Source organism: Ignavibacteria bacterium (assembly GCA_017303675.1).
GTDB lineage: Bacteria > Bacteroidota > Ignavibacteria > Tepidaquicellales > OLB5 > OLB5.
On the sequence record JAFLBX010000002.1, the window covers coordinates 1,243,493 to 1,269,889 of the forward strand.

Genomic DNA, 26,397 nt, shown 5'->3' on the forward strand with positions numbered 1-26,397 from the left:
TGCCGGGTTTATTCTTCAATGTATTCTTATTTTAGACCCAAAATTAAAGATTATTCGCTATTTTAACAACGCAATTTATTTTGCGATAACCCTTATATAGGGATTGTTTTTACAAACTTAGTTCATTAAAATAACATTCATTCATCACATAATTAGTAAAAAGTTAATATGAAAAAATTAATTTTATTAACAGTATTTTTTGCCCTCTCAGCATCAGTTTTTGCACAAACATCTGATTCACTTAAGCCCAAAGTTAAATTCAGAAAAGAACCGCAGAACAGCTGGTCAATTAATTTAACATTTTCTGATAACGGATTTGGACTTGGAGCTACCAAATACTTTAATTTATCAAGGGATATTTCTCTTCAGGCAGGTATATTATTTTCAGGAGCTAAGGATGACAGGGAATTTGAACAGTCTGATTTTTTTGGAAATTCAGTTACACCATTCAAGGTAAACAGGCTTTTTATGTTCCCGGTTTTAAATATAGGTATGCAGTACAGGCTGTTCAGGGATGAAGTCACCTCTGATATGAGACCGTTTATAAATTTCGGTGTATCACCGGCTGCAATTGTTTACACTCCGTATAATGAATCATTTTTTTCAAGCTTCAAATATGCAAGAGCCAAGTATACACTTGGCGGATACGCCGGTGTTGGCCTGGATTACATGACAAGCCGTACCTCGGGTCTCAGCTTTAACCTTCGCTACTATTATTTAAGATTATTCGGGGAGGGTATTCAGAGTATATCCACCGCTGAGATGAAAAGCTTCGGGGGGATATTTTTTGTTTTCAGCTATAATTTTGTGAAGTAAGAGAATTTTGAGTTTAAAAGAAATACTTAATTAAAAGCTCAGATTCAAAAAGATTTGTTGAACATTTTCTAAAGATTCCTACCTTCGCAGGAATCACAAAAAAAGAGAATGTTTACCTTTTTAAGGCGGTCACAGTGCTTCTTTTTGTCTTTTTACTTTTGTCTTTTTACTTTTGTCTTTTTACTTTTGCCTTACTTCTTAATCATCTTATCAAACTCAGCTTCATCTATCACTTTTACACCTAATGATTCCGCTTTCTTCAATTTGCTGCCGGCTTCAGCTCCCGCAAGCACATAGCTGGTTTTTTTGCTCACACTTGAAGCGGCTTTGCCGCCGAGAGTTTCGATTAATTCCTCGACTTCCTCACGCTTATATTTTTCCAGTGTCCCTGTTACTACAAAGGTCAGCCCTTCGAGCTTATTCGAAGCGTTAGGAGTAACTTCCATTTCAAAATTCAGCCCCGCTTTACGAAGCTTTTCTACCATCTGAAGGTTACTTTTGGTATGGAAGAAATCATACACGCTCTCAGCTATTCTTGGACCAATCTCATGAATGCTTTCAATTTCTTCCTTAGAAGCAGCAATTATATTATCAACACTTTTAAAATGTTTGGCAAGAACTCTTGCAGTTCTATCACCAACATGTCTTATACCAATAGCATAAAGGACTTTTTCAAACGGGCGCTCTTTAGAGCGTTCTATGGAATTTAAAATGTTATCAATGCTTTTTTCGCCAAAACGCTCAAGTGATTTCAGCTCTTTTATCTTACCCTTTAGCTTATATATATCGGTTATATCCTTTAAATAACCAAGCTGTATGAATTTTTCTAAGATCTGGAATCCCAGCCCTTCAATATCCATAGCAGTGCGGGCTACAAAATGCTCCATCCTGCCCTGTACCTGTGCCGGGCAAAGTGAATTTGTGCAGTAATGGTTCGCTTCGCCTTCGGGTCTGTGCAGTGCTGTGCCGCAAACCGGGCATTTCTCCGGCATTTTGAAAGGTTTGCTGTTTTTGGGTCTTCGCTCCAATACTACTTCAACTACCTTGGGAATAACATCGCCGCCCTTTTCAATTTTAACATAATCGCCTTCGCGGATATCCTTGCGTTCAATTTCATCGCTGTTGTGCAGTGTTGCGCGTGATATCGTTGAACCGGCAAGAAAAACCGGTTCAAGCTCCGCTACAGGTGTAATTGTTCCTATCCTGCCAACCTGTAATGTAATACTTTTTAGCTTCGTTACAGCCTGTTTGGCTTTGAATTTATATGCAATTGCCCATCTTGGGCTCTTTGCAATAGCCCCCACTTTATTTTGCTGTTCCAGTGAATCAAGCTTTATAACAACACCGTCAATTTCGTAAGGCAGGCTGTCACGCTGTGCTTCTATTTCAGCACAGAACGCTTTCACTTCAGCAATATTATTCACTACCTTTGTTGATGTGTTGACCGGGAATTTCAGTGACTTCAGGAAATCGAGGTTTGCTGAATGTGTCTTAAGCTTTTTCTGAAGGTTATCATCAAGGTAACGCATATAGTAGCAGAACATATTCAGCCTCCGGGCAGCTACTTCGCGGGAATCCTTAAGCTTAAGACTGCCTGCGGCAGTGTTACGCGGGTTAGCGTAACGGGGCTTGCCGTCTGCTTCCTGCTCTTCATTAATACGGAAAAAATCTTTAAGCATAAAAAATACTTCACCGCGCACTTCAATATCAATTTTTTTATCAAGCTGAAGCGGTATTGAACGGACAGTTTTAAGATTTGTAGTTATATCATCTCCTCTGAAGCCGTCCCCTCGGGTTGCCCCCTGTACGAAGAGTCCGTTTTTATAAGTTAACGATACCGCAATGCCATCAAACTTAAGCTCGCAAACATATTTATATTTTTCACCTTTAAGCAGGTTGTTAATGCGCTTATCAAATTCATCCAGGTCATTTTCATCATAAGAATTTGAAAGCGAGAGCATCGGGATATCGTGAATAACGGTCGGGAAATCATTGGAGAGATCACTTCCTACTCGTTGAGTAGGTGAATCAGGTGTTTTAAGCTCCGGATATTCAGCTTCAATATCCTGCAGCTCCTTCATCATCATATCATATGAATAATCATCAATATCAGGCTGTGCAAGTATATAATATTTATAATCAGCATCTATCAGCTTTTGTTTAAGCTTCGCGGCTTTATCAGCGGTCTTTTTATCTGCAGGCATAGGTTTAGCTCAGGAGTTTAGTTCAAAGCATCCCCAAATAAGCTTACTGCGGCTGGATGCCTTCTTTGGTTATTATGAGATTTTTAATGGAAGAACCCGGTGTGATACCGGATTTTTTAAGGTATTTGCCGTTTAAGTACAGGTCTACATTCTGGCTGGTATTTGCGCTGAAACGGAATTTATCTTTAGCGGTAAAAACAATTGAATCTTTGGCTGAAATATTCTCATCATAAGGTTCTGCGCCGTCATCAATATAAAGCTTAATTTTAATATCCTTAACAGCTTTTATTACAAGAGTAAGCGAATCCATAGCCGCCAGGGTCTTAAGTGAATCCTTGATCCTTGCAGAATCAACAAGCTTGCTGTTTATTTTATTTTCATAATCACTGGAGATCTCGTTGAATGTTTTAGGCTTAACATCACTTTTTTTATCTCCGCTGTTATTCAGATAATCTATGAGGAAATATATGCCTACGCCAATTGCTGCAATAAGTACACCCAGTAAAATTTTCTGGGTTATCGATCTGTTTGAAAATTCCGGTGAGCTGTCTTCATAAGATCTTTCTGCCTTTGGCTTCATGTAGTCAGGCTTATCCTGCTCAATACTTTTTGAATAAACCGGTTCATCGCCGGTTTCATCTTCTTTTTTTACCGGGTGATCTAAAACAGAAATGCGCAGCTTTGAATCAGGTGCGCTGATATCCTTGGCATCATCGGTTGCAAATTTCCTTCTAGCATAGAAACCTGCTTTAGCTTTATCGTAATCGTTAAGTATCTGGTTTTCATTTTCGTTAAGGGCTCTGGCATATGCTTTAATGAATGAACGGATATATGTTTCAGGCTGGAAATCAAAATTGCCGGCTTCAAGCTGCTGCAGGAATTTGGTATTAATTCTGCTTTCTGCGGATATTTCAGCTATTGAAATACCTTTTAGCTCGCGCAGTTTTTTCAGATCCAGTCCAAATTCCTTAAGCATTCATTACTTTTGATGGAGTTTAAAAAATATCAATTTGGTAAAAATAACGCAACTTTATTTTAATTTCAATTGATTAATTGAGAAAATCGTTACTTTTAAAGAATTTTTTCAGGTTACCTAATTACCTTTTCCTCAGGATAATTTTTATTCGATCTGACAAAATACCAATGCAGAATAAACGATATAATTTAATAAATTGAATAACATATCAAAAACAGGTATATTTACAGATTAATGCTTAATTTTTATAGATTATCTCAGGATTATTTAAAATTCACAGGAAATGAAAGGCTTGATCTTATTAACAGGCTTTCAACTAACCTGGTAAAACCGGCCGGCAAATTTCAATATGTTAATACTGTTTTAACATCCGATAAAGGAAGATTTATAGACCTGCTTGGGATTTTTGATCTTGGAGATCTGGTTTTCGCAGAATGTTCTTTTAGGAATTCGGCAAATGTCATTACTCACCTTGAAAAGTATACTATAATGGATGACTTTAATGCTGAGAATTTAAGCGGCTCTCATGAAGCTGTACTTTTTATCGGCAATAATGCAGCATCTTTTTTAGAAGATATAACCGGGATTAAAGTTTCTGAACAGGGAGAAAATGTATTTTCAGTTACAGCATCACATGATGCCATAATTGTTAAAAATAATAATGCTGCGGGCGGCTTCAAATTCATTTATTCATTAAATGATAAAGCATACTGGGATTCAGTTCTATTTACCCCTGAAAACTTCAGTAAATATACGCTAAAAGAATTAAGTGATAATGAATATGAAACCTTAAGAGTTGAGCTTGGGATACCGGCATTTGGTAAAGAAATGAGCGACCTGACAAATCCGCTTGAATGCGGCATGGAAAGATTTGTAAACTTCACAAAAGGATGTTACATAGGGCAGGAAGTTATTGCAAGACTTGATGCATATGACAAAATAAGCAAACACCTTATCGGCCTGAGGCTTGATTCACAGGATAAAGTATTGTCTGAAGCTTCCGGGAAGATATATATAGAGGGCAAAGAATGCGGCTTTATTACAAGCTCTGCATATTCAGAAAAATTCGGAAGCATAGCATTAGGATTTGTAAAAACTATTTTTTTGAACTACGATAAAACTTATTTAATAAAAATTAATGAAAGCAGCATTGAGTGCAAACTTACCAGGCTGCCTTTTACAATGTAAATATATAACAGCAGGAGAGATACTACAATGGCAGTAAATATTAAAGAACTATTGGGAAGCGATGCATCGCTTCTTGAACATAAATGCGAAACTATTTCCAAAGATGAACTTCATTTACCAGGTCCCGATTTTGTTGACCGGATCTGGAAGGATTCAGACCGCTCACCTCAGGTTTTAAGGAATATGCAGACTATTTTTAACGCAGGCAGGCTTAAAGGCACAGGATATTTATCAATTTTACCCGTTGACCAGGGAATTGAACATTCTGCAGGAGCATCTTTTTCACCAAATCCAATATATTTTGACCCTGAAAATATCGTAAAGCTGGCAATTGAAGGCGAGTGCAACGCAGTAGCTTCTACGCTTGGAGTTCTCGGTTCTGTTTCCCGTAAATATGCGCATAAAATTCCTTTTGTGCTTAAAATTAATCACAATGAATTCCTTTCATACCCCAATAAATATGACCAGATACTTTTTGCCAGTGTTGAGCAGGCTTATAACATGGGTGCAGCAGCAATTGGTGCTACAATTTATTTCGGCAGTGATGAATCAGCAAGACAGATTCAGGAAATATCCGCAGCATTCCAGTATGCGCATGAATTCGGAATGGTTACTATATTATGGTGCTATTTAAGGAATTCAGCATTTAATGTGAAGGGCGATAAAGACTATCACGTTTCTGCTGATCTAACCGGACAGGCAAACCACTTAGGTGTTACCATTGGCGCAGATATTATAAAACAGAAAATGCCTGAAAACAACGGCGGTTACAATGCTCTGAAATTCGGTAAAACCAGCAAGCTGGTTTATGATAAGCTTTCAAGCGATAACCCGATTGACCTGACACGTTACCAGGTTGCAAACTGCTATATGGGCAGATGCGGGCTTATCAATTCAGGCGGCGCTTCAACAGGCAAGGGCGATTCTGACCTGAAGGAAGCAGTTAAAACTGCAGTTATTAATAAACGCGCAGGCGGTATGGGACTTATTTCAGGCAGAAAAGCTTTCCAGAAACCTATGAAAGACGGTGTTGAATTACTGCATGCAATACAGGATGTTTATATTGATAAAGATGTAACCATTGCTTAGAATAATTTTTTTATAAACCATAAAATTAAAATGAACAAAAAATTAAAAAAAGTAGCAGGCAAACACAGGAAAAAACAGGCAAAAGCTAAAGCAAAAATAAAAGAATCAAAAGCTAAAGCAACCAAAAAATAATGAAAAACATTATGCTGCTGGTGTTTATAACACTGGCAGCAACTTTTACACCCATATTTGCCAAGCTAAGTGTTGCAGAAATATCCCCGCTTTCGCTGGGATTTTTCCGTTTTTCACTTGCAGCAGTCTTGTTTTATTTAACATTAAAATTCCGGAAGCTAAACCTTAAATTCGAAAAAAAAGATTATCCAAGGTTAATACTGCTGGCTTTGCTTTGCATTCCGCTAAACCAGTTCTTTTTCTTAAGCGGCATCAAGCTTTCATATGCATCGCATAGCGGAATAATATATTCATTAAACCCTGTTTATGCTTATGTAATCGCTGTAATTTTCCGATATGAAAAATTCTATTATTCCAAGCTGTTTTCAATATTGTTGACTGTCGCAGGTATCTTTTTTATATTTTACGAGGGCTTAACGCAGGCGAATGTTGACAGCAGCGTTATTAAAGGGGATATTCTGCTTTTGTTCGCTGTTTTGACTTTTTCGATGTACCTTACATTAGGCAAAAAAACCATTGAAAAATACGGCGCACTTAAAACTTCTACGTTCGTTTTTTTGGCTGGAAGCGTTTTTTACATTCCCCTTTTTATATACGATCTTCCGAATTTTACGCTTGAAAACTTAACTTACAAAGGGATAATTGGGTTTATATACCTTTCTGTTGTTGTTGCATACCTGGCTTATTTTGTATGGTACTATGCTTTGCGGAGCATTGCCGTAAGCAAGCTTACAACACTCTCAAATATTTCTCCACTGCTTACGGTTTTATTTTCTATTATATTTCTTGGTGAGTATATTTCTTTATATTTCATTATAGGTTCAGTAATAACACTTCTTGGAGTGTTTATTATGCACCGTGTCAGCATCGATATTTCATAACGAATTTCTTATTAAATTGGAAGAAAAAAGATTAAATATAGGTTTAGCAGGCTGCGGCCATCTTGGGAAGATCCATTCAAAATTAATAAATGAAATCACTCTCACTGATCCCCGTGTTAACTTTATGGGTATTTATGACCTGGATAAAAGCATAGCAGAATCAGTGAGTTCCCAATACAGCGTAAAGGCATATGAATCACTTGACGCAATGCTTTCAGAAATAAATACCCTTGTAATAGTGACGCCAACTTCAACACATTATGAAACTGCTGTAAAAGCTCTTGAAAAGAATATAAATATTTTCATAGAAAAGCCTGTTACCAGCTCGCTGAAAGAAGCAGAGTCATTGATACAAAAAGCTGAAGGCAAGCAGGTAAAGATACAGGTCGGGCATGTTGAAAGGTTTAACCCCGCTTTGGTTGCGCTTGATAAATTCGAGATCAAGCCTATGTTCATTGAATCACACAGGCTTTCACAGTTCAATCCGCGCGGTACAGATGTATCTGTGATACAGGACCTGATGATACATGATATTGATATTATACTTCATCTTGCTAAATCAAAAGTAAAGAAAATTGATGCTAACGGTGTTGCTGTCATATCAGATGAAATAGATATTGCAAATGCGCGCTTAACGCTTGAAAGCGGATGTGTTGCTAATTTAACTTCCAGCAGAATTTCACTGAAAAAAATGAGAAAAATGAGAATTTTTCAGAACAATGCTTATATTTCAGTGGATTTTCTTAACAACAAATCAGAAGTTTTCAGGCTAACAGGTAAAGATACAGAAACCTCAGGCATGACATTCGATATTTCTGATACAAAAAAAATAGTATATGATGAACCAAAACCTGATAACCCGGAAAATATCAACCCTATAAAGAATGAGCTTGAATCGTTCTTCAGCAGCATTATAAATAATCAGCCGGTAAAAGTAACTTTAAGCGCCGGCAAAGAAGCTGTCGAAGTTGCCGATAAGATCATACAGATAATTAAAGAAGGAAATTAACAGCAATTGATGGATTTTACAGGCTCAAATAAATATCTTGCCAGAATATCACGCATAGCGGTAAAAAACAATATTACCGCTTATGTAGTAGGCGGTTATGTACGTGATAAGCTGCTTGAGCTTGATAAAACTGATATTGATATAACAGTTATAGGTGATGGTATAGCATTTGCTGAAATTGTCAGCCGCGATCTGAACAAACCTCTTTCAGCAATTTACAAAAAGTTCGGAACAGCTCTTCTGGAGCTTGATGATACCAAAATTGAATTTGCATCTGCCCGAAAAGAAAGCTACAAAAGCACGTCCCGTAAACCGGTAGTTAAGTTCGCAGATCTTGAAGCTGATCTTTCGCGGCGTGATTTCACTGTAAACGCGCTGGCTGTATCACTAAACAGTGGTACCAATGAAGTAATTGATCTTTTTGACGGCCTTACGGATCTGAAGGAAAAAATTCTGCGCACACCGCTTGAGCCTGAAAAAACTTTCAGCGATGACCCGCTCAGAATGATGCGTGCCTGCAGGTTTGCTTCACAGCTTGGATTTGAAATAGCCGGCGATACTTTCCACGCAATAAAACAGATGCGTGAGCGGATTAGAATTTCAAAAAACAGTGATAATGTTGTTTCCCAGGAACGCATTACTGATGAATTCCTGAAGATACTGGCATCAAAAAAGCCTTCTGTTGGATTAAAGCTGCTTTTTAAATCAGGGTTAATGGAAATTATTTTCCCCGAAGTGCATAACCTTGAAGGAATTGACCAGCGCAAGGATTTTCATCATAAAGATGTTTTCTGGCATACACTACAGGTTGTTGATAATATATCTGAAAAGACAGATAATTTATGGCTAAGGTTTGCGGCATTAATGCATGATATAGCAAAACCGCCTACTAAAAAATTCATCGAAGGAACTGGGTGGACATTTCACGGGCATGAGGATCTTGGAGCAAGATGGCAGAAAAAAATTTTCACAAAGCTCAAGCTTCCATTTGATAAGCTGCCCTATGTAGAAAAGCTCGTCAGGCTGCATTTACGGCCAATAGCGCTGGTAAATGAAAAGGTAACTGATTCCGCAATTCGCCGACTAATATTTGATGCCGGTGATGATATAAATGACCTGTTCACATTGTGCAGGGCTGATATTACCTCCAAGGATCCATCTAAAGTCAAAAAATACCTGGAAAATTTTGATATTGTTGAAAAGAAAGTAGCTGAAGTAGAAGAGCGTGATAAGATTCGCAACTTCCAGTCACCTGTCCGCGGTGAAGAAATAATGAAGATATGTAATTTAGAGCCTTCAAGGGCTGTAGGCATGCTTAAAACAGCTATCGAAGAAGCAATTCTTGACGGTATTATTCCTAATGATTACGATGCTGCATTAAAATATTTGTATGAAATAAAAGATGATATTTTGAAGGATAGATAATGCGAACTTTGGCTTACAATTGAAAATTTCCACTTCGTTTTGGATGTATATGATCATCCCCTGGGATGAAATTCCTTATGAACCTGCTTAAGATACGTTATATCAACATGAGTATATATTTGTGTAGTGCTGATATCGGCATGGCCAAGCATTTCCTGAATAGAACGCAGGTCTGCCCCGCCTTCAAGCAAATGCGTAGCAAATGAGTGTCTTAAAATATGGGGGTGAATCTGCTTTTGTATTTTTGCCATTTTGGTATATTTATTAATTATATCCCAAATAGCCATCCTTGAAAGCTTTCTGCCGCGCCAGTTAAGAAATAAATATTCTTCAGAATATGGTTTTGCCAGTGTTACCCTGGCTTTTTCAAGATATAGCTTTATCCATTCAAGCGCAGATGATGCAACAGGAACAATTCTTTCCTTGGAGCCTTTACCTGTTACACGTATAACTTCATCTGAATACAGAATATTTGTGGTCTTTACGGTCAATACCTCGCTAACCCTTAAGCCGCAGGCATACATTAGTTCCAGAATTGCTTTATCCCTTAAGCCCAGCACTGAATTTTCATCAGGCTGCGCCAGCAGCGTTTCGGTTTCTTCAACAGTAAGAACATCCGGCAGCTTTCTTGCCAGGCGGGGTGAATCGAAAAATTTAAGCGGATTTATTTTAATTTCACATGTTTTGGAATCGATCAAAAAATCATAGAACTGCCTTAAGGCTGAAAGCAGCCTTGCAGTCGATGCAGCTCTTAATTCCTTTTTAAGCTTTGCAAGGAATTTTTCAATATGTGTATCATTAACATCTTCAAATCCCCTGATATCCAGCCCGTCCAGGAAATCCCGGAATTTTTCGAGATCAAAGTTATATGAGTTGATCGTATTGGGAGAAAGGGATCTTTCCAGCTCGAGGAAAAGCATAAAGCTTTGAATTTGCCGCTTTTTTAAATCATTATTATTGACCGTTTCATTCTTCATCATCAGCGGATTCAGGATATTTTATTCTGTGGTGATGAATTCCGACTATGGTTTTCAGGAAGCTTTGTTTTATTTTGATGAGGTCTTTTAATGTCAGGTCGCATTCATCAAGCTCTCCGTCAAGAAATCTTGCCCTGATAATTTCACTTATCTGGGTTTCAAGCTTTGCAGGTGTGGGGTCTTCAATGGAGCGTGTTGCTGCTTCAACAGAATCAGCAAGCATTACAATACCGGTTTCCTTGGTTTGCGGCTTTGGTCCCGGGTAACGGTATATATATTCATGCGTTGTATCAATTTCACCTTCTTCTGTCCTGGCTTTTTCATAGAAGTAAGAAACGAGGTTTGTACCGTGATGCATCGGGATAAAATTGATAATTTCCTTTGGCAGCCTGTATCTTTCAGCAAGCTTTATCCCGTTCTTAACGTGAGCGATGATCATCTTTGCGCTGAGTGATGGATTAAGCTCCTCATGTTTATTGGAATCCATCTGGTTTTCGACAAAATAATCGGGATTTACGATTTTACCTATATCATGATAATAACAACCTACCCTTGCAAGGATCTGGTTTGCCCCTATCTCTTTAGCTGCCTGTTCTGAAAGATTTCCCATAATTATAGAATGGTGAAATGTTCCCGGAGCTTTTGATGAAAGATCACGCAGTAATGGATTATTAAAATCACTTAACTCAAGGAAAACCAGGTCAGTAGCAACCCTGAATACTTTTTCATAAAATATCAGCAGACCGTAGGCTAATATTGGTGAAAGCATTGCATTCAAACCGGCACCAATAAGCTGGTTCTTTATCATATTGATATCCTCATATCGCTCAAGTCCAATTGCAGTAATTGCAGCATAATATCCCACCAAAATGTAGATCATGGATACAAATATCTGCGAGCGTTTTTTAATATCCCTTACCGAATAAACAACAAGTACTGAAGCAGCAAAATTCGGTATTAGGATATCATAATCTCCTCCCCTTACAGCTGATACCAGTATACATATTATCATAATGGCATAAACGGCAACACGTGAATCAAAAATTATTGTAAGCAGCATAGCTGCTACAGGTACAAAGATTATGTATTCTATTGGATAATTTATCTGGAGCTGCAGGCTTAAATATGAAAGCAGGCATTGCAGTAGCACTATTGTAGAAATCAGGATAAGCTTAAGGTTATCTTCGAATATTGAAAAACGCATTTTATACAGGAATATTCCAAGCAGAAAAATCATTAAAGTAACGAACAAAAACCTGCCTACCTGCTGAAGGTAAAAATCACGGGATCCCATTTGTTCATTACGGATCTTCTTGTATGATTCGAGCTTTAATTTAGCTGCTTCATTGATTGGTTCATGCTTGCTGATGATCCTTTCATTTTCCCTTACTAAACCAAATGTTTTCGGAACAGCCTCTGTAACTGATGACAGGATCTTTTGAGTTTCAGCTTCGTTATATACATAATCAGGGTAGATATAAAGCCTGGCTATTTTCTGTGATATACTTACAAGCTCTGGATTTTTATAGAAACTGGAAAAATCGTTATTTAATATTTTCTCTACTTCAGTAAGATCTCTAACTTCACCAAGGTCAACACTTTCTTCTATTTTATTCTTAATAAAAGAAATTTTGCCTGATGTTATTTTTGATTTTGAAAGGTCAATTATCTTTTTATCGTATACCTGGTTAATGGACTGAATGATCTTTTTTTTGAAAGCATCTGCGGCTTGTGGATTACTTAATGTACTTTTAAGGCTGCTCCATTCCGCTTCAGTCAAAGTAAAGCTTAACTCTGATTTTAGCTTGTTCAGTGCCTGTTCACTTGTAGTTCTTTTTTCTTCAGGAAGGCTTTTTTCTTTTTCAAGCTCATTTTCGTATTCGCTGATCCTAAGCAGCCGAGCAAATTGAATGTTAAGTGAATCTAGCCAGTTATTATCCGCAGCTTTACTTATGTTCACATCAAAGACAGGGTAAACCTTGCTCCTGGCTTCATCAACCTCTTTACGGTAAACAGATTCACTTTTATACACAGGAAAGCTGAAAGGAGCAATGAGATCCTCTTTGCTCCAGACCATACCGGTCATATAATCAGTTTCAATAGTTTCGGTTTTAGGGAACATAGCTGTAATAAGGATCACAGTAATAAAGGCAATAAAGAACTTTACCGTCTTATCGGTTTTAAAATCCGTTTTATTTTTGCTGAGTTTTGCCAAATTTATATAGATACTTCCGGACTAAATTAATGATAAAAATATTTTTTATGTGTCCAGATATAAAGGTATAGCAGCAATTTCAGCCAATTCTGCAAATATCTCCGGAAAAAACAGTTAAGTTATCAGTTAACTTCGTAAAAAGTAAAATACCTGGTTTTTCCGTCTACTACATACTGGCTAAGTATCTTAGTGGTAAGACCGTAAATGGTATCATCCATTTCATCTTCCAGACCTTCAAATTCAGCCTCATCTTTAAGTATATAAACTTCTGTAAAACTATTAGCTTTGTTCTTATCTTCAACAACCATATAATTATGGTCTGTATTTGATCTCATGTAAGCTTCAAGTTCTTTGGCAGCTGCCAGGTATTCATCCCTTTTCTCGGGATATACATCGTAATTTATTTGAAATAATATTCTGCTCATAGCAATGCAATATAATTTTATGATTTTTTAATTGAAAGTGCAATTTTTAGGTAATTGTTTAATTACAATTATTGTTTTTACAGTCAAAAAATATGTATATAATTTTAAGTTTTTTAATGAATTTGAATTTGTTAACTTTACTGATTGTGTTATTCAATTAACACTATTTCTAACTAAACTTTAAAGTAATAAGTACTGAGCATACACATAGTAATTCGGGGCAAAATACCCAGTCTAAGAAAAGCTTAAAATATCTTCTTTATTTATCTTTAGGCGCATTAGGAGTTGTTTATGGTGATATTGGTACAAGTCCTTTATACGCTTTAAAAGAATGTTTCTCACCGCTTCATGGTGTAAAACCTGACCATGATAATGTGTTAGGAGTTCTGTCTCTGGTTTTCTGGGCTTTGATCATTGTTATTTGTATTAAATATCTACTGATAGTGATGAGGGCAGATAATGAAGGAGAAGGCGGAATTTTAGCTTTAATGGAACTTGTCAGACCCAAGAAACAGGGTCTCGGATTTATGATAATTATCAGCCTGGGTTTGTTCGGAGCAGCTTTACTTTATGGTGATGGTATCATTACTCCGGCAATTTCGGTTCTTTCAGCAGTAGAAGGTTTACAAATTGCCACGCCCGCCCTTGAACATTATGTTATCCCTATTACGATCATTATATTATTCCTGCTATTTTATTTTCAAAAAAGAGGAACAGGCAAAGTTGGCTCAGTTTTCGGGCCTATCATGATAATCTGGTTTTTATCAATTGCATTGTTAGGGGTTGGAGCTATTATTAAAAACCCTGAAGTTCTGCAGGCAGTTAATCCGGTATACGCTTATAAATTTTTTATAGAAAATGGCTTTCATGGATTCGTAATTTTAGGTTCGGTTTTCCTTGTTGTAACAGGTGGTGAGGCATTATATGCTGATATGGGACATTTCGGTCCTCGTCCTATTAGATTTGCATGGTTTACACTTGTCCTTCCATGTTTATTGATGAATTACTTTGGCCAGGGTGCAATGATGCTTCAAGACCCTAAAGCAGCTTTAAACCCTTTTTACTTTCTTGCACCTGAATGGGCGTTATATCCAATGGTTGCTATTTCAACAATGGCCACAGTAATCGCTTCGCAAGCGCTGATTTCAGGGGCTTTCTCAATCACTCAGCAGGCATTGCAATTGGGATTTTTGCCAAGGGTAAGAATAATTCATACATCACAGGAAGAACGAGGCCAGATTTACATTCCTCAGCTTAACTGGCTGCTGTTTATTGGTACTATATGGCTTGTTTTGAGCTTTAAAACATCAAGCAACCTCGCTGCTGCATATGGTATTGCCGTTACTTCAACAATGGTTATAACAACAGTTTTGGCATTTGTTGCAATGACTAAATTATGGAAATGGTCATTTCCTCTTGCCGTAGTTATTTCTGTATTTTTCATAATAATTGACCTGGCTTTTTGGGGAGCGAATCTTTTGAAGATCCTCCATGGTGGATGGGTACCTCTTGTAATTGGCATGGGCATTTACCTCGTCATGACTACATGGAACTGGGGCAGAAAGCTGCTTCTGAAAAAAATTGAAGAGGAAACTCAGCCTATTGAAAACTTTATAAATGAAGTAATGAGCGTTAGGCTGGTCACTACACCGGGAACAGCTATATATATGTCTAGTAACCCAAAAGGTACTCCCCCGGCTCTGGTTAAGAACATGAAACATAACAGGGTACTTCATAAACAGATAATAGTGCTCAGTATTATTTTCAAAAAAATACCGCACATCAGCATTGAAGAAGGAATACAAATTGAAAATCCAACCGAAGGGTTTTACAGGGTTATTGCTTCGTATGGGTTTATGGATAATGCAAATATTCAGCAGGTAATTGAAGCGCTTAATTCTAAAGGCATTGAAATTAATATCAATAAAACAACATTTTTCCTGGGAAGGGAATTAATTGTAGCTAAAGAAAAATATGGATTTACAAGGCTGCGCAAAAAGCTTTTTATTCTTCTTTCCAGAAATTCACAAAGAGTTACTGAATTTTTTAATATTCCTAACGACAGGGTTTTTGAGGTCGGTTCACAAATTGAAATTTAGTTGCTGTTAATATCCTGCAGCCCTTACCTGGTCTTCATCCATTCCGAAATAATGTGCAATTTCATGTATTAATACTTCCCTGATCTTTTCTTTAAGCTCAGCCTCATTGTCACAAAATCTTTCGATATTCTTCTGGAATAAAATGATCCTGTCCGGGGTAGTATTCATATAGTATGTATTTCTGTGAGTATAAGGTACTCCTGAATAAATTCCCAGCAACGAATATTTATCATCTAATCCAACTCTTCCCAGGTCACTTTCAGAAGGATATGGTAAAGCCATAAATGCAAGATTCTCTATTTTTTCCTTGAAAGGGCTTGGTATATCATGCAGCGCTTCCTCCATCATTTCACCGAATTTTTCTTCACTTACTGAATACATATTCTAACTTTATATTTTTAAATATTTATTTTATGAAAGGCTGCGTTATATTTACAACTCTGAATTTTTCGCTGTATTTGTATTTCCCGGTATAGCTTGAAAGATGGGTTCTTACCCATTCACTCATTGAATCATGATCACTGAATTGAGATCTGTGTGCTGCAATCAGTCTTATCTTGTCATTAATGAACTTAGTGATGTTTTCGTAATAATTAGGCTTATCGCAGCCGAAAAACCTGAACTGTTTTACTGCAAAGGATTGCCCCGGATATAAATACCGGTTCCTTGCTGCAAAAACTGCATCAAACACCGCCTCAGCTATAACTCTGTGATCACGATGCAGCAGGTTAACACTTTCAAAAGATCTGTTTGCAGGATCAAAGGAAAATATTATTTCAGGTTTCACCTGTTTAATGATCATGGAAAGTTTTTTTCTCAGGTTATCATCATATTTAAGAAAACAATCTTTATAATTCAGGAAAAAAACCTTTTTAGCCCCCAATATTTTCGCTGCACTTAGCTGTTCTGCATGCCTGATCCTTACTCTTTCAGCCCTCGGCTTATGATCTATTTTAAATCCGTTTTCACCATTAGTGGCAACAGCAAAATATATTTCATAACCTTCTTGCTTATACTTGAACATAGTACCGCCGCAGGAAAACTCAATATCATCCGGGTGAGCAGAAACAGCCAGAATAGTTTTCTTAACTTTTATATCTGTCAAGCTTAAATGTTTCTCCTAAATATAATTTTCTTACCATCTCATCACCTGCAAGGGCATCAGATGAACCCTGCCTGAAGATCTTTCCTTCAATCAGGATATAGCCCCTATCCACTATAGAAAGAGTTTCATGGACATTATGGTCTGTAATTAAAACACCAATACCTTTATTTTTAAGCTTGGCAACAATTTTCATTATTTCTTCTACTGCAATAGGGTCAATACCAGCGAAAGGTTCATCAAGCAAAATGAATTTTGGGTCGCTTGCTATAGCACGAGCAATTTCAGTGCGTCTGCGCTCTCCGCCTGAGAGAACAAATCCTTTGCTGGAAGCAATATGAGTTATTCCGAACTCCTTCATCAGCTCATTTGCTTTATCTTCCCTTTCACTTTTATCCATTGCCATGAATTCAAGAACAGAATAAATATTCTGGTAAACGCTCATTTTTCTGAAAATAGATGCTTCCTGAGGAAGGTAACCGATGCCGAGCCTTGCTCTTTTATACATAGGTTCGAGTGAAATATCTTCATTATCAAGCAAAATTTCACCTGAATTTGGCTTGATCATGCCGGTAATCATGTAAAATGTAGTGGTTTTGCCTGCACCATTAGGTCCAAGCAAACCTACTATTTCGCCCTGTTTAACGGAAACACTTACGCCATCAACAACAGTTCTTTTACTGTATTGTTTTACCAGGTTAGTAGCTTTTAAAATTGATGGCATTTAATTCCTTAGTATTTTAATTTTATTTACAAGTTCAACAAGTATATCACCGCTTCTGCCTTTTAAAGTTTCATTAAGCTCAAATGAAATTGCTGTTGGATTAATATTTATTTCCACAGTATATGCGCCGGCTCTTTTTGCAATAACCGGCAGCATTGCTGCCGGGTAAACTTCAGCTGAAGTACCTATGGAAAAAAATACATCTGAATTTTCGGCGCATTCATTTGCAAACTGAAGGGCATTGTAAGGCAGCATTTCACCGAACCAGACTACATCAGGTCTTATCAATCCTCCGCAAGCTTCGCATTTTAATACTTGTTTTTCTTTAATATCTATTTCACTATAAAAAGTTCGGCATGATATACAAAAATTCCTTTCTATATTACCGTGAAGCTCTGTTACCTTTTTACTTCCTGCCCTGAAATGCAGATTATCAATATTTTGAGTTACAAGATTGAAATTGCTGAATAGTGTTTCCATTTCGGCAAGTGCATAATGACCAGGATTAGGTTCAACATCCCTCATTATTTCACGGCGATGCTGGTACCAGCTCCAGACAAAATCCGGGTCCCGCATAAATGCTTCAAAATTTGCAAGTTCTTCAGGTTTGAATTTTTCCCAAATACCGCCCGGATCTCTGAAGGTCGGGACTCCGCTTTCAGCCGAAACCCCTGCACCGGTTAAAACAGTAACATTTTCCGCTGATTTCAAACGATTCAATAATGTATCGGAAAATTTCATTATTGTCTTATTCTTCGAATAATTTCTATCATATCCTTAACAGCAGAATCAAGCCCCGAAAATACAGCCCTTGCAATAATTGAATGCCCGATACTAACTTCATCAATTTCCTGAATATTGGCAATAGCAGTTATATTACGGTAGTTTAATCCATGACCGGCATTTACCCCTAAGCCAAGTTCTTTGGCAATAGAAGCCGTTTGTCTTACTTTCTCTAATTCAGCGATAATATCATCAGGGGAAGTCATTCGCGCATACTTTCCAGTATGTATCTCTATCATATCTGCGCCGAACTCTAATGACTGGTCTACACTTTCCGGATTTGGTTCAATGAACAGGCTGGTTTTTATACCTGCATCTTTAAGCTTTTCTATTGCGGGTGTAATCTTAAATTCAACTGCATTAAGGTCCAATCCTCCTTCAGTTGTTAATTCCTGCCTTTTTTCAGGGACTAAAGTAACCATATATGGCTTCACTTCGCAGGCTATTTTAACCATTTCATCAGTTGCAGCCATTTCAAGATCAAGCTTTGTTTGTACAGTATCCTTCAGGATATAAATATCCCTGTCTATCATATGCCGCCTGTCTTCCCGCAGGTGGCATACGATACCATCTGCCCCTGCAAGCTCGCAGATTGATGCTGCAAATACAGGATCGGGCTCTTTTTCCAGCCTAGCCTGCCTTAAAGTTGCTATATGATCAATATTTATACAAAGTCTCATAATTATTAAATATTAATTTACAAAAAGTTTAATAAATGCATCAATTCCGATACCATAGGACTGCGATTTATATCTTAATACCGATATAACATCAACAAAGATCATAACAGCCCAGTGAACGAGAAAGCAATAAATAAAAGAATTAGAGCGCCAAGCCTGTACACCTAATATAAGCCCGGCAAATATTGAAGCAAAGGTTTCTATATCCGGCTTTCCCCTGTGTAATATAAAAAACGGAATCATTTGGATAAAAATTGCATAGTAACCGAATTTTTGTTTTAAGCCAAAAAGCATATACCCTCGCCAGAAAAATTCCCAGGCGAGCATATAAAATCCAACAAAAAGCTCGTAGTAAAACAATACGGAAATATTTTCCCTTACGAATGGTCCGCCCTGCGGGTAGGTTCTGGCAAAGCTTTCGTTACCTGATACTATCCACAAAAACGGAAGCATCACGACAACAAACAGAAGTGAAGATTTTAAACCAAACTTATAGTCACCGAGCCTGAAACCATAATCAGAAAGTTTACCTTTAAGTACAAGTGGTATCAGTATAATGGGAATAATAAACATCAGGAAACCATCTGCTGTACACCAATACAAAAAAGAATAGAACTTATCATCACTGGTATCAAATACCTTCCTGAAGAAATTTGGTGAAGCATAATGCATAGAAAGAAAAGTAATGACAGATACTGAAAGAAAAATAAAAGTTTCTTTGAAGCTGAGCGTTTTAACAGCTTCTAATAGGGATTTAAGTTCAAGTTTGAAGGAATTCAAGAATTTCTGATAATTATTTAATATTTCTTTTTAATAACATACTGAATGGTTTCCGGCTTAACTGAAATTACAGTACAACCGGGTGGAATTTCAAATACCGGCGTCAGAGAACCTGTAGAATCTGCAAGAATTTTCCTGAAATCAATTTGAGCTGAAATTGTAGCCGGATCTGTATTAGCAAGCTGATTAACTCCGCCTTTCAACTGAATGGTAACTGCCTGGGGAATTAAGAGTACTTCTTTATCATCCGGTAATTCTGAAACTTTAATTTCTATATTACTAAATACTTTTTCAGCTGTCGGCTCAATTTCAACTTTCAGATTAATTTCGTTTTGCGAAAACCATAATATATTTGAAAGACTGTCAGAAACATTGATCTTCCGTGTGATTCCAGCATTTACATTTTCAAATATCAGATTGCGGGTATTTAAATGGTCAAGTGTCCTTAAAATTTCAAATGCTCCACCTATTTTTATACTATCTGGTTCAAGTAATGGTTTTCCAACAACCTGGTAACCTTCCATGCAATTAATCTGAAGCTTGGGGTTAAGCTTAACGTATTTTTCTTCATAATTATCTATCTTTACATTCAGAGTTTCAGGGAAAACAGCAGTTATCTGTAAATTTTGGCTTAAACCCAAATTATTATCAAGGTACTCCTTCGTCAAGATAGTGAACTGATCCTTCTTTTTGGCATTCACATCATAATTAAATTCCAGATTAAATGAAGTAAACAGCCTGATCAAGTTCCAGCCTGTTCCTCTGAATTTTACCTCAAGGTATAAGGGAATATTACCGGATACTGCATATGGCTTATTGACAATGATCTTAACAGGTACTGTTTTTTCAATTTCATACACCTGGTTTAAATTCAGGCTTAGCCACAGGACTGCCGAAAGTATAAATGAAGCTATTACTATATGGTATCTGAATTTAAACACTTTTTTATATAAAATTGAATATTCACAAATATCAGTATTATATTTATTTGTTTAAATCCTAAAATTATCTCATAAAAAAAGCCCCTTAAGAGGGGCTTTTTAAAATTTATCTGATAGTTATCTTATCCCGCCAATTCTCATCACTAATTTCATTTTGGGCAGTTGAGTGAGCCAAAATAAAATCGCCAAATCCTGTGCTATTATCAATAAATACGAAAATCACACCGCCCTGAAGCTTATTATAAGTCCATATTTCATATGCCCTGGTTGAACCTTCATAGGGAAATCTTTCAATTTCATCATATTTTCCGAATAATGCCATAATTCTTCCTCTATCAGTTTTCCAGCCTTCACGAAGATCGCTTTTGAAATTCTTATTTGCAAAATCAATTCTGGACATGTACTCTTTTTTGGAAATATATGCAGAAATACCTCTCCAATAATTGAACATGAACATTCTTTTTTCATCTAATGTTTTTAGTGATTCATAGTTTTCCTTCTGTTGATCACTCATTAAATAAATAACTTTGTTGAATTCATCATCAACCTGCTTTTCGGAAAGCTTGGGGTATTCACTTAACAAGTATTGATTTTCAAGCTCGGTTAAATTTTGATTGGAACTTATAGAATCACTGCTAAATACGTAAAAATATTTATAAGCCCTCATTAATTCATTATCACCGCTATCCAGCAATTTTATCAGTAATTGATAAGTATTCGAAGGTAAACCTTTAATATCTACTGAACCGTATTCAACTTTTGAACTGGATTTTAGTTCATATTTTTTAGTTTCTGAATTTATTTCAGTGCCATCCTTATTGGCAATAACGGTAACAATTGAATATTTATCACCAAGCTCCGCATTATTCAGGTTATACAGCTCTATATAATAATAAAGCTTAGATAAGTTGTTACCGAATAAATTGGAAGGATTTGGAATTACTTCCAAAGTGTTTTTATAAAAGATATTACTTTCATCGGTACTTTTGGATATACCTGTACTCAGTTCAACCGTACTCATAATTACTTTATTTAATGGAAATGGCTTTAAAATGATTTCCTCTTCAGCTTTATTAACTTTTGAACTGTTATTAAAATCAGAAGCTGTCATTTTTACGATGTACGTTCCGGAATCAAGCAGCAGGTTTATCTGCCCGGTTAATTTAAAATCCTTTTTATTTCCCGATGTATCATCAAGAATGACAGGTACTTTAAAGTCTTTTGCGACGTAGATCTTGCCGGTGTTCTTTTCCGATACATCAAGCTGTAATTTCCCACTGGCTTCAAATCCGCCTGTAGTTTTTACAAATAACATCTCCTGGGGTGAAAATGAGTAATATAGTTCAAGAAATACTTTTGTTCCTTCATCCCTGAAAATTGCATAATCGTAATCAAATGAAAAATCATTTTGAGCAAATATAGCTGTTGAGACTAAAAAAAATAGAATTGAGAGTTTTTTTAACGGGTTCGACATAATAAGAAAAAATTTAAGTAACAGAAAATGCCATTTACATTTGTAAATGGCATTTTCGTTTAAAAAGTTTATTTTTTCACAGAACTAAAAGCCCATCGTGAAAGAAAACCACTGGTTAGGCTGAAAACGTTCAGTCATTCTGTATGAATAATCCAGTCCAAGTTTTACTGTTCCAAAAGGATACTGTAAGCCTACACCAAATGAAGGACCGAAGAGATTTTGATCTTTCTTTGTAATACCATCTTCAGTTTTGTAATCAGGTGTAAATGCATAAGCACCTCTTAAAAATACATAGTTGTTATAGTTGTATTCTAGACCAACTCTGTATTCATCACTTGAAAAGTTATTATTCTGAAATGTTGAAGAAAGCTGTACGTTGTTTTTCTTTCCAATAGGCACATCATAGGAAATACCTATTTCCAGTGTAGTTGGCAAAGAAAAGTCATTAAGAACAATTCTTCTTGGCTCAGGTGTAGAACCTGAAGGGGTTCCATATGGTTCATAGTAAGCATCAAGACCACTACCGTCAAATGTCATTGATGGGCCGAAATTCTTTAACGCTACACCGAATTTAAGACCAGATTTACCCGCGAGATACTGAAGACCAAAATCTACAGCAAAACCTGTAGATGATACAGTCAGAACCTGCTCATAAATTACTTTTACAGTTGCACCGAACAAAATCTTATCTGACATTTTCCTAGCATAGGAAATTGATGTAGTAAGATATGTTGGCGACCATACTTCACCTGTTCCGTTGGGACTTTCAAGTGTGGTTACAAGTTCATCACCAAAGCTGAGTGATTTTAAACTTGCCCCTATTACACCTAAATTACCCATATCTACTGCACCTGCAACATAATTTATATTGATATCTGCAATGTACTTCATGTGAGAAGCCAGCACCTCAGTTTTATTATTCATTAAAGAAAGACCTGCCGGATTCCAATACATTGCGTCTACACCGGAAATTGATGAGATCATTGAGCCACTTAAAGAAGTGCCTCTCGATCCGACCGGAATAAGTAATTCCGGTGCTGCAGAAGTACCGTATCTGCTGCGGTCTCCTGCAAAACTAATACTGCCTAACAGCAATGTAAATATCAATGCTGATTTAGCAGCTGTTTTTATTTTATGATATAATTTCATTTTTTTAAGCTCCTTATTGATTTATTTACAATACTGTTTAGAACGAATCAATTCTTTCCTGCGGAGTAAATATCGCAAGCTTTATGGTCTTGGTTCCAATACCCGGTGCATCTATAAATGCTATATAAATTCCGCTAGCTACTGGAATTCTGTCAGTATTTAATAGATCCCAATTGATCGTTGTTGAGTTATCATCTTTATTGATTTGTCTTACAAGATTTCCATTCAATGAATAAATGTAGATAGTTGCTGTTTTTGGCATATTCATGAATTTAATAAATCTGTCAAACGGGCTTGATTCCTGAGCATGACCGCCATAATATGGATTTGGTACTACTCTTACGCCTGATAACTCACCTCTTTGTGATGCTAATTCAGTACTTCCAATTGTTGGAGCTGTTGAACTTCCGGTTTCCACAACAGTAACTGTTCCGGGTGACTGCTGATACTGTAACCTTGTATATGGTACAATTTCAAGAACATCACCGTTATTGTAAGCAGGTCCGCTTGTAAGTAATCTTGGCTGCCAGATATAAGAAATATCCATTAACCTGAATTGTACACCGACCTGGATATTCTTTGTTGTATAGAATGTATTCGGGTTAGCATCATATGTTGAATACATTATATAAACAAATTCATAACCGCCATCAGGTGTATTTTTTGGATTCCATGTACCGCTTGAGTCATAGTCATAGAAAGCAACGTTTAACTGACGCGGAACCGTGGAATTTGTATCTAATGGATCATCTAATTCTACTTTAAACGGAACATCTACATAGTCCTGGTAAGGAGCATTAATACTGCTTCCTCTGTACCTGTACGCTTTTTGTGTTGTTCCGAAAGTTATCTTAACATTTTTCAATGCAGATGTTTTTAAGAATGAGGCTGTGTCTATTTTACTTGTATAATTCAATCTATAATTATTACCTGAAGGCCAGCTAAGTCCCATTGATAAGCTTTGTGGAGCTCTATATGTTGTTGAGAACAAAGTTCTTAAAGAAGCTGTATCTGCGCCGCCTAAGTTCAATGTTCCTCCTGTATAATTCCAGCCTCTATTTACAGATTGGGAACCGGTTACCGGATCCTTTATAACACCATAGTTAAAGATTGAAATAGTATCTGCTTTAAACATCAATCCATCTGCTACAAAAGCATTTGGATCTGAGAAGCTCTTCCCGATCATATTACCAAGGATAGTATCTACCTGGGCATTCTGTATTCTTACGACTTTCCATGTTGCATCTGATGTCCAAACCATCTTATATTTTGCCGTAACAACCTTTGACGGATCTACAACAATAGCACCAAACACTTTATCAGGTCTGTTAATCGATAATGTATCGAATTGTTTATTGATAAAATTTGTGCCTATCATCGGGAAATTAGGAGTAACGTTTATCAGCTGTGAAGATACCGGATTTTCGAGTACTTTAAACGGCTTACCGGCATTTAAATTTACACCATATGCTGTAACTGCGAAGCGATATGTTGTTCCGTTGATAAAGAAGTTGTTAACTCCTGTTGGATACTGGTTTGCTGTTAATGATATAATTCTGCTTACACCATTATCATTTCCAAATGCAACCGGTTTATATTCATCTTCGGTAGTACCGCTTGGCTGAATTGTCCTTACAGTATCATATACAACTTTTATACCGTCTTTAATATCATAAACTGCAAGTAAAGTTCTGTCAGTAACATTATCACCTGATGTTCCGGGTTTTACCTGGTAAATATTGTAGCCCTGGAATCTCCATGAACCTGTTTGGCCTAATGAGTCGAACACATTGTAAGACTCAGACCTGGAACCCCAGTAAAGTGTAATTTTACCGTCACCATTTGCTACAGCACTAACCTGTGGTGTTGGCGGAAGCGGTGTAGCTGCAAAGTTTGAATTGTAAAATTTCTGAACTCTCGAACCTGCTTCGAGTAATGCACAAACACTTGCATTATTGTTTGCGCCTCTTTCAATAAAAGCACCTATAACAATGATCTGGGTATCAAGTGAATTCATTGTGAAAGGTCCGCTGCTTTGAATAAATCTTTTATCCTGTCCTGTACTGTCAAACCATCCGGAACGGTTACAAGCATCTCCGCTCCATCTGTATTTGGTAGGTAGATTGGTTACAAAATTTTTTAAAGGAACTCCGCATCCATTCTGTCCTTTCATAAAATTGTAAGCACGTGGAGCTTCGTCTGGATCACCTTCACATTCATTTTGTCCATTTATAAATGCATTAAAACTGGAAAGTCCTATAGCTTTATAACCTACCAGATTCCCATATGGAAGCTTAGCTGTATCTGCAGGATCGCCTGTAAATACTATCGGGCTTTGTAAATATTTAAAGCCTACTGCAGGAGGTGCTGCACCGTACAGCGGGTCATCATTATCAAAGTTATAGCAGAATCCGATATTATTTATAGAATCGCATCCTACCGCATCATCATTTGCTTCACCTAAATCCGGATCACAGAAAACTGATGTGTAAGTACTATCCCAGGTATTTCCGCTTTTGTTTAAAATTTTCCATTTTACAAAATACATATTCAGCAAACCGGGAGATAAAAATGCAAATGAAGTTTGCTGTATTTCAACACCTAATGGTAAAGTACCGCCAGGTAATGAAAGCTCTGAAGCATGGATATTATTTGTACAGTTAGTATAATCCATAAACACACTCCAGATTATTTCATCAGGACGAGCAGCACTGTTACCGATACCCGGTCTGTCACCATCAACTTCAGGCTGATACCCCGGAATACCGTTAACTTCAACATACGGCGCACCAAGATCTACCGGCCAGCTTGCCCATGAATCATAAACTATAGTATAATCCCTTCCGCCGGCGTTTTTAACCCTTGTACCGCCATTGAATAAGTTAGGATCGTTTACTGCAACATGATAAGCTCTGAGCCTTGGATCTGAACATACAGATGCTCCGGGAACCTGACCAACATTAGGAATATTACCCGGTGTATAATGTGTATTGAAGAATGAAGCTGCAAGCCTTAAATCTCCGTTAACTTTAGCACCGATAATTATACCGGTCGTGAAGATGGCGGTTAATCTCTGAGCTGCGGCAGTTGGCCAAACCATACCTGCTGCACCATTTAGAAAGTTTACTTTATCATAATTAAAATAACCGTCACTTCTGAAAATTGCATTAATATTATTTACCTGGAGAAAGTTGTTGGTAGTAGCGGCGTTAGTTCGCACCGGGTTATAACCCTTTCTTTCTTTGGCAAATATATCATTTACCGGGGCAAGGTAAATTACCCCGGTAATAAGTAATAATATTATATTTAAACTAATTTTTTTCATATT

22 protein-coding genes are annotated in these 26,397 nt (G+C 36.9%); 7 read left to right on the top strand and 15 right to left on the bottom strand.

Annotation, left to right across the window (positions count from 1 at the left end; all coding sequences use genetic code 11):
• The first annotated feature begins 168 nt into the window (after positions 1-168).
• Positions 169-816 carry a hypothetical protein gene (locus tag J0M37_14985; GenBank protein ID MBN8586393.1) on the top strand — a complete coding sequence of 216 codons (648 nt, stop codon included), beginning with the start codon at positions 169-171 and terminating at the stop codon, positions 814-816.
• A 191-nt stretch (positions 817-1,007) separates the two neighbouring features.
• Here J0M37_14985 and ligA read toward each other — a convergent pair whose 3' ends face one another.
• Together ligA and J0M37_14995 are read right to left on the bottom strand one after the other, a co-directional pair.
• A complete protein-coding gene (gene ligA / locus J0M37_14990) occupies positions 1,008-3,020 on the bottom strand; it encodes an NAD-dependent DNA ligase LigA (GenBank protein MBN8586394.1) in 2,013 nt (670 codons plus the stop codon).
• A gap of 43 nt (positions 3,021-3,063) precedes the next feature.
• Positions 3,064-3,996, bottom strand: a complete 933-nt coding sequence (locus J0M37_14995) for a helix-turn-helix domain-containing protein (GenBank protein ID MBN8586395.1) — start codon at positions 3,994-3,996, stop codon at positions 3,064-3,066.
• A 234-nt stretch (positions 3,997-4,230) separates the two neighbouring features.
• Here J0M37_14995 and J0M37_15000 point away from each other — a divergent pair, with 234 nt between their 5' ends.
• From J0M37_15000 to J0M37_15020, 5 genes are all read left to right on the top strand, one after another.
• Complete coding sequence (locus tag J0M37_15000) at positions 4,231-5,184, top strand: hypothetical protein (protein MBN8586396.1); 954 nt, start codon at positions 4,231-4,233, stop codon at positions 5,182-5,184.
• 27 nt (positions 5,185-5,211) lie between these two features.
• Positions 5,212-6,273, top strand: coding sequence for a class I fructose-bisphosphate aldolase (locus tag J0M37_15005; protein ID MBN8586397.1), 1,062 nt, complete (start codon positions 5,212-5,214; stop codon positions 6,271-6,273).
• Between the two features lie 131 nt (positions 6,274-6,404).
• A complete protein-coding gene (locus J0M37_15010) occupies positions 6,405-7,286 on the top strand; it encodes an EamA family transporter (protein ID MBN8586398.1) in 882 nt (293 codons plus the stop codon).
• 16 nt (positions 7,287-7,302) lie between these two features.
• Positions 7,303-8,295 (top strand): Gfo/Idh/MocA family oxidoreductase, encoded by a 993-nt coding sequence (locus J0M37_15015; protein ID MBN8586399.1) that lies wholly within the window; start codon positions 7,303-7,305, stop codon positions 8,293-8,295.
• Positions 8,296-8,304: 9 nt separating this feature from the next.
• Positions 8,305-9,720 carry an HD domain-containing protein gene (locus J0M37_15020; protein MBN8586400.1) on the top strand — a complete coding sequence of 472 codons (1,416 nt, stop codon included), beginning with the start codon at positions 8,305-8,307 and terminating at the stop codon, positions 9,718-9,720.
• Positions 9,721-9,773: 53 nt separating this feature from the next.
• Here the strand turns inward: J0M37_15020 and xerD are convergent, their stop codons facing one another.
• The 3 genes from xerD to J0M37_15035 all read right to left on the bottom strand — a co-directional run bounded on the left by xerD (position 9,774) and on the right by J0M37_15035 (position 13,337).
• Positions 9,774-10,697, bottom strand: a complete 924-nt coding sequence (gene xerD, locus J0M37_15025; GenBank protein MBN8586401.1) for a site-specific tyrosine recombinase XerD — start codon at positions 10,695-10,697, stop codon at positions 9,774-9,776.
• Entirely contained in the window at positions 10,687-12,912 is a 2,226-nt protein-coding gene (locus J0M37_15030; GenBank protein ID MBN8586402.1) for an HDIG domain-containing protein, read from the bottom strand. The genes xerD and J0M37_15030 overlap by 11 nt, the downstream gene beginning before the upstream one ends.
• Positions 12,913-13,034: 122 nt before the next feature.
• Positions 13,035-13,337 carry a hypothetical protein gene (locus tag J0M37_15035; GenBank protein MBN8586403.1) on the bottom strand — a complete coding sequence of 101 codons (303 nt, stop codon included), beginning with the start codon at positions 13,335-13,337 and terminating at the stop codon, positions 13,035-13,037.
• Between the two features lie 188 nt (positions 13,338-13,525).
• Here J0M37_15035 and J0M37_15040 point away from each other — a divergent pair, with 188 nt between their 5' ends.
• Positions 13,526-15,436 (top strand): potassium transporter Kup, encoded by a 1,911-nt coding sequence (locus tag J0M37_15040; GenBank protein MBN8586404.1) that lies wholly within the window; start codon positions 13,526-13,528, stop codon positions 15,434-15,436.
• Between the two features lie 6 nt (positions 15,437-15,442).
• Here J0M37_15040 and J0M37_15045 read toward each other — a convergent pair whose 3' ends face one another.
• From J0M37_15045 to J0M37_15090, 10 genes are all read right to left on the bottom strand, one after another.
• Positions 15,443-15,817 (bottom strand): metallopeptidase family protein, encoded by a 375-nt coding sequence (locus J0M37_15045; GenBank protein MBN8586405.1) that lies wholly within the window; start codon positions 15,815-15,817, stop codon positions 15,443-15,445.
• Positions 15,818-15,842: 25 nt separating this feature from the next.
• A complete protein-coding gene (locus tag J0M37_15050; GenBank protein MBN8586406.1) occupies positions 15,843-16,541 on the bottom strand; it encodes a PIG-L family deacetylase in 699 nt (232 codons plus the stop codon).
• A complete protein-coding gene (gene lptB / locus J0M37_15055) occupies positions 16,522-17,262 on the bottom strand; it encodes an LPS export ABC transporter ATP-binding protein (protein MBN8586407.1) in 741 nt (246 codons plus the stop codon). The genes J0M37_15050 and lptB overlap by 20 nt, the downstream gene beginning before the upstream one ends.
• Complete coding sequence (locus J0M37_15060) at positions 17,263-18,003, bottom strand: NAD-dependent deacylase (GenBank protein ID MBN8586408.1); 741 nt, start codon at positions 18,001-18,003, stop codon at positions 17,263-17,265.
• Positions 18,003-18,728 (bottom strand): pyridoxine 5'-phosphate synthase, encoded by a 726-nt coding sequence (locus J0M37_15065; GenBank protein ID MBN8586409.1) that lies wholly within the window; start codon positions 18,726-18,728, stop codon positions 18,003-18,005. Before J0M37_15065 ends, J0M37_15060 begins: the two co-directional genes overlap by 1 nt.
• Positions 18,729-18,737: 9 nt before the next feature.
• Complete coding sequence (locus J0M37_15070; GenBank protein ID MBN8586410.1) at positions 18,738-19,505, bottom strand: CPBP family intramembrane metalloprotease; 768 nt, start codon at positions 19,503-19,505, stop codon at positions 18,738-18,740.
• A 17-nt stretch (positions 19,506-19,522) separates the two neighbouring features.
• A complete protein-coding gene (locus J0M37_15075) occupies positions 19,523-20,446 on the bottom strand; it encodes a hypothetical protein (protein MBN8586411.1) in 924 nt (307 codons plus the stop codon).
• 106 nt (positions 20,447-20,552) lie between these two features.
• Entirely contained in the window at positions 20,553-21,920 is a 1,368-nt protein-coding gene (locus J0M37_15080) for a GWxTD domain-containing protein (GenBank protein ID MBN8586412.1), read from the bottom strand.
• A gap of 84 nt (positions 21,921-22,004) precedes the next feature.
• Complete coding sequence (locus tag J0M37_15085) at positions 22,005-23,069, bottom strand: PorV/PorQ family protein (GenBank protein ID MBN8586413.1); 1,065 nt, start codon at positions 23,067-23,069, stop codon at positions 22,005-22,007.
• 37 nt (positions 23,070-23,106) lie between these two features.
• A complete protein-coding gene (locus tag J0M37_15090; GenBank protein ID MBN8586414.1) occupies positions 23,107-26,394 on the bottom strand; it encodes a hypothetical protein in 3,288 nt (1,095 codons plus the stop codon).
• Between the last annotated feature and the right edge of the window lie 3 nt (positions 26,395-26,397).

Bases quoted from the DNA above. Each gene is read 5' to 3' on its own strand.
- J0M37_15090 (MBN8586414.1), bottom strand. From the start codon at position 26,394: ATGAAAAAAATTAGTTTAAATATAATATTATTACTTATTACCGGGGTA.
- ligA (MBN8586394.1), bottom strand. From the start codon at position 3,020: ATGCCTGCAGATAAAAAGACCGCTGATAAAGCCGCGAAGCTTAAACAA.
- J0M37_14995 (MBN8586395.1), bottom strand. From the start codon at position 3,996: ATGCTTAAGGAATTTGGACTGGATCTGAAAAAACTGCGCGAGCTAAAA.
- J0M37_15020 (MBN8586400.1), top strand. From the start codon at position 8,305: ATGGATTTTACAGGCTCAAATAAATATCTTGCCAGAATATCACGCATA.
- xerD (MBN8586401.1), bottom strand. From the start codon at position 10,697: ATGAAGAATGAAACGGTCAATAATAATGATTTAAAAAAGCGGCAAATT.
- J0M37_15080 (MBN8586412.1), bottom strand. From the start codon at position 21,920: ATGTCGAACCCGTTAAAAAAACTCTCAATTCTATTTTTTTTAGTCTCA.
- J0M37_15085 (MBN8586413.1), bottom strand. From the start codon at position 23,069: ATGAAATTATATCATAAAATAAAAACAGCTGCTAAATCAGCATTGATA.
- J0M37_15000 (MBN8586396.1), top strand. From the start codon at position 4,231: ATGCTTAATTTTTATAGATTATCTCAGGATTATTTAAAATTCACAGGA.
- J0M37_15005 (MBN8586397.1), top strand. From the start codon at position 5,212: ATGGCAGTAAATATTAAAGAACTATTGGGAAGCGATGCATCGCTTCTT.
- J0M37_15035 (MBN8586403.1), bottom strand. From the start codon at position 13,337: ATGAGCAGAATATTATTTCAAATAAATTACGATGTATATCCCGAGAAA.
- lptB (MBN8586407.1), bottom strand. From the start codon at position 17,262: ATGCCATCAATTTTAAAAGCTACTAACCTGGTAAAACAATACAGTAAA.
- J0M37_14985 (MBN8586393.1), top strand. From the start codon at position 169: ATGAAAAAATTAATTTTATTAACAGTATTTTTTGCCCTCTCAGCATCA.
- J0M37_15045 (MBN8586405.1), bottom strand. From the start codon at position 15,817: ATGTATTCAGTAAGTGAAGAAAAATTCGGTGAAATGATGGAGGAAGCG.
- J0M37_15010 (MBN8586398.1), top strand. From the start codon at position 6,405: ATGAAAAACATTATGCTGCTGGTGTTTATAACACTGGCAGCAACTTTT.
- J0M37_15060 (MBN8586408.1), bottom strand. From the start codon at position 18,003: ATGAAATTTTCCGATACATTATTGAATCGTTTGAAATCAGCGGAAAAT.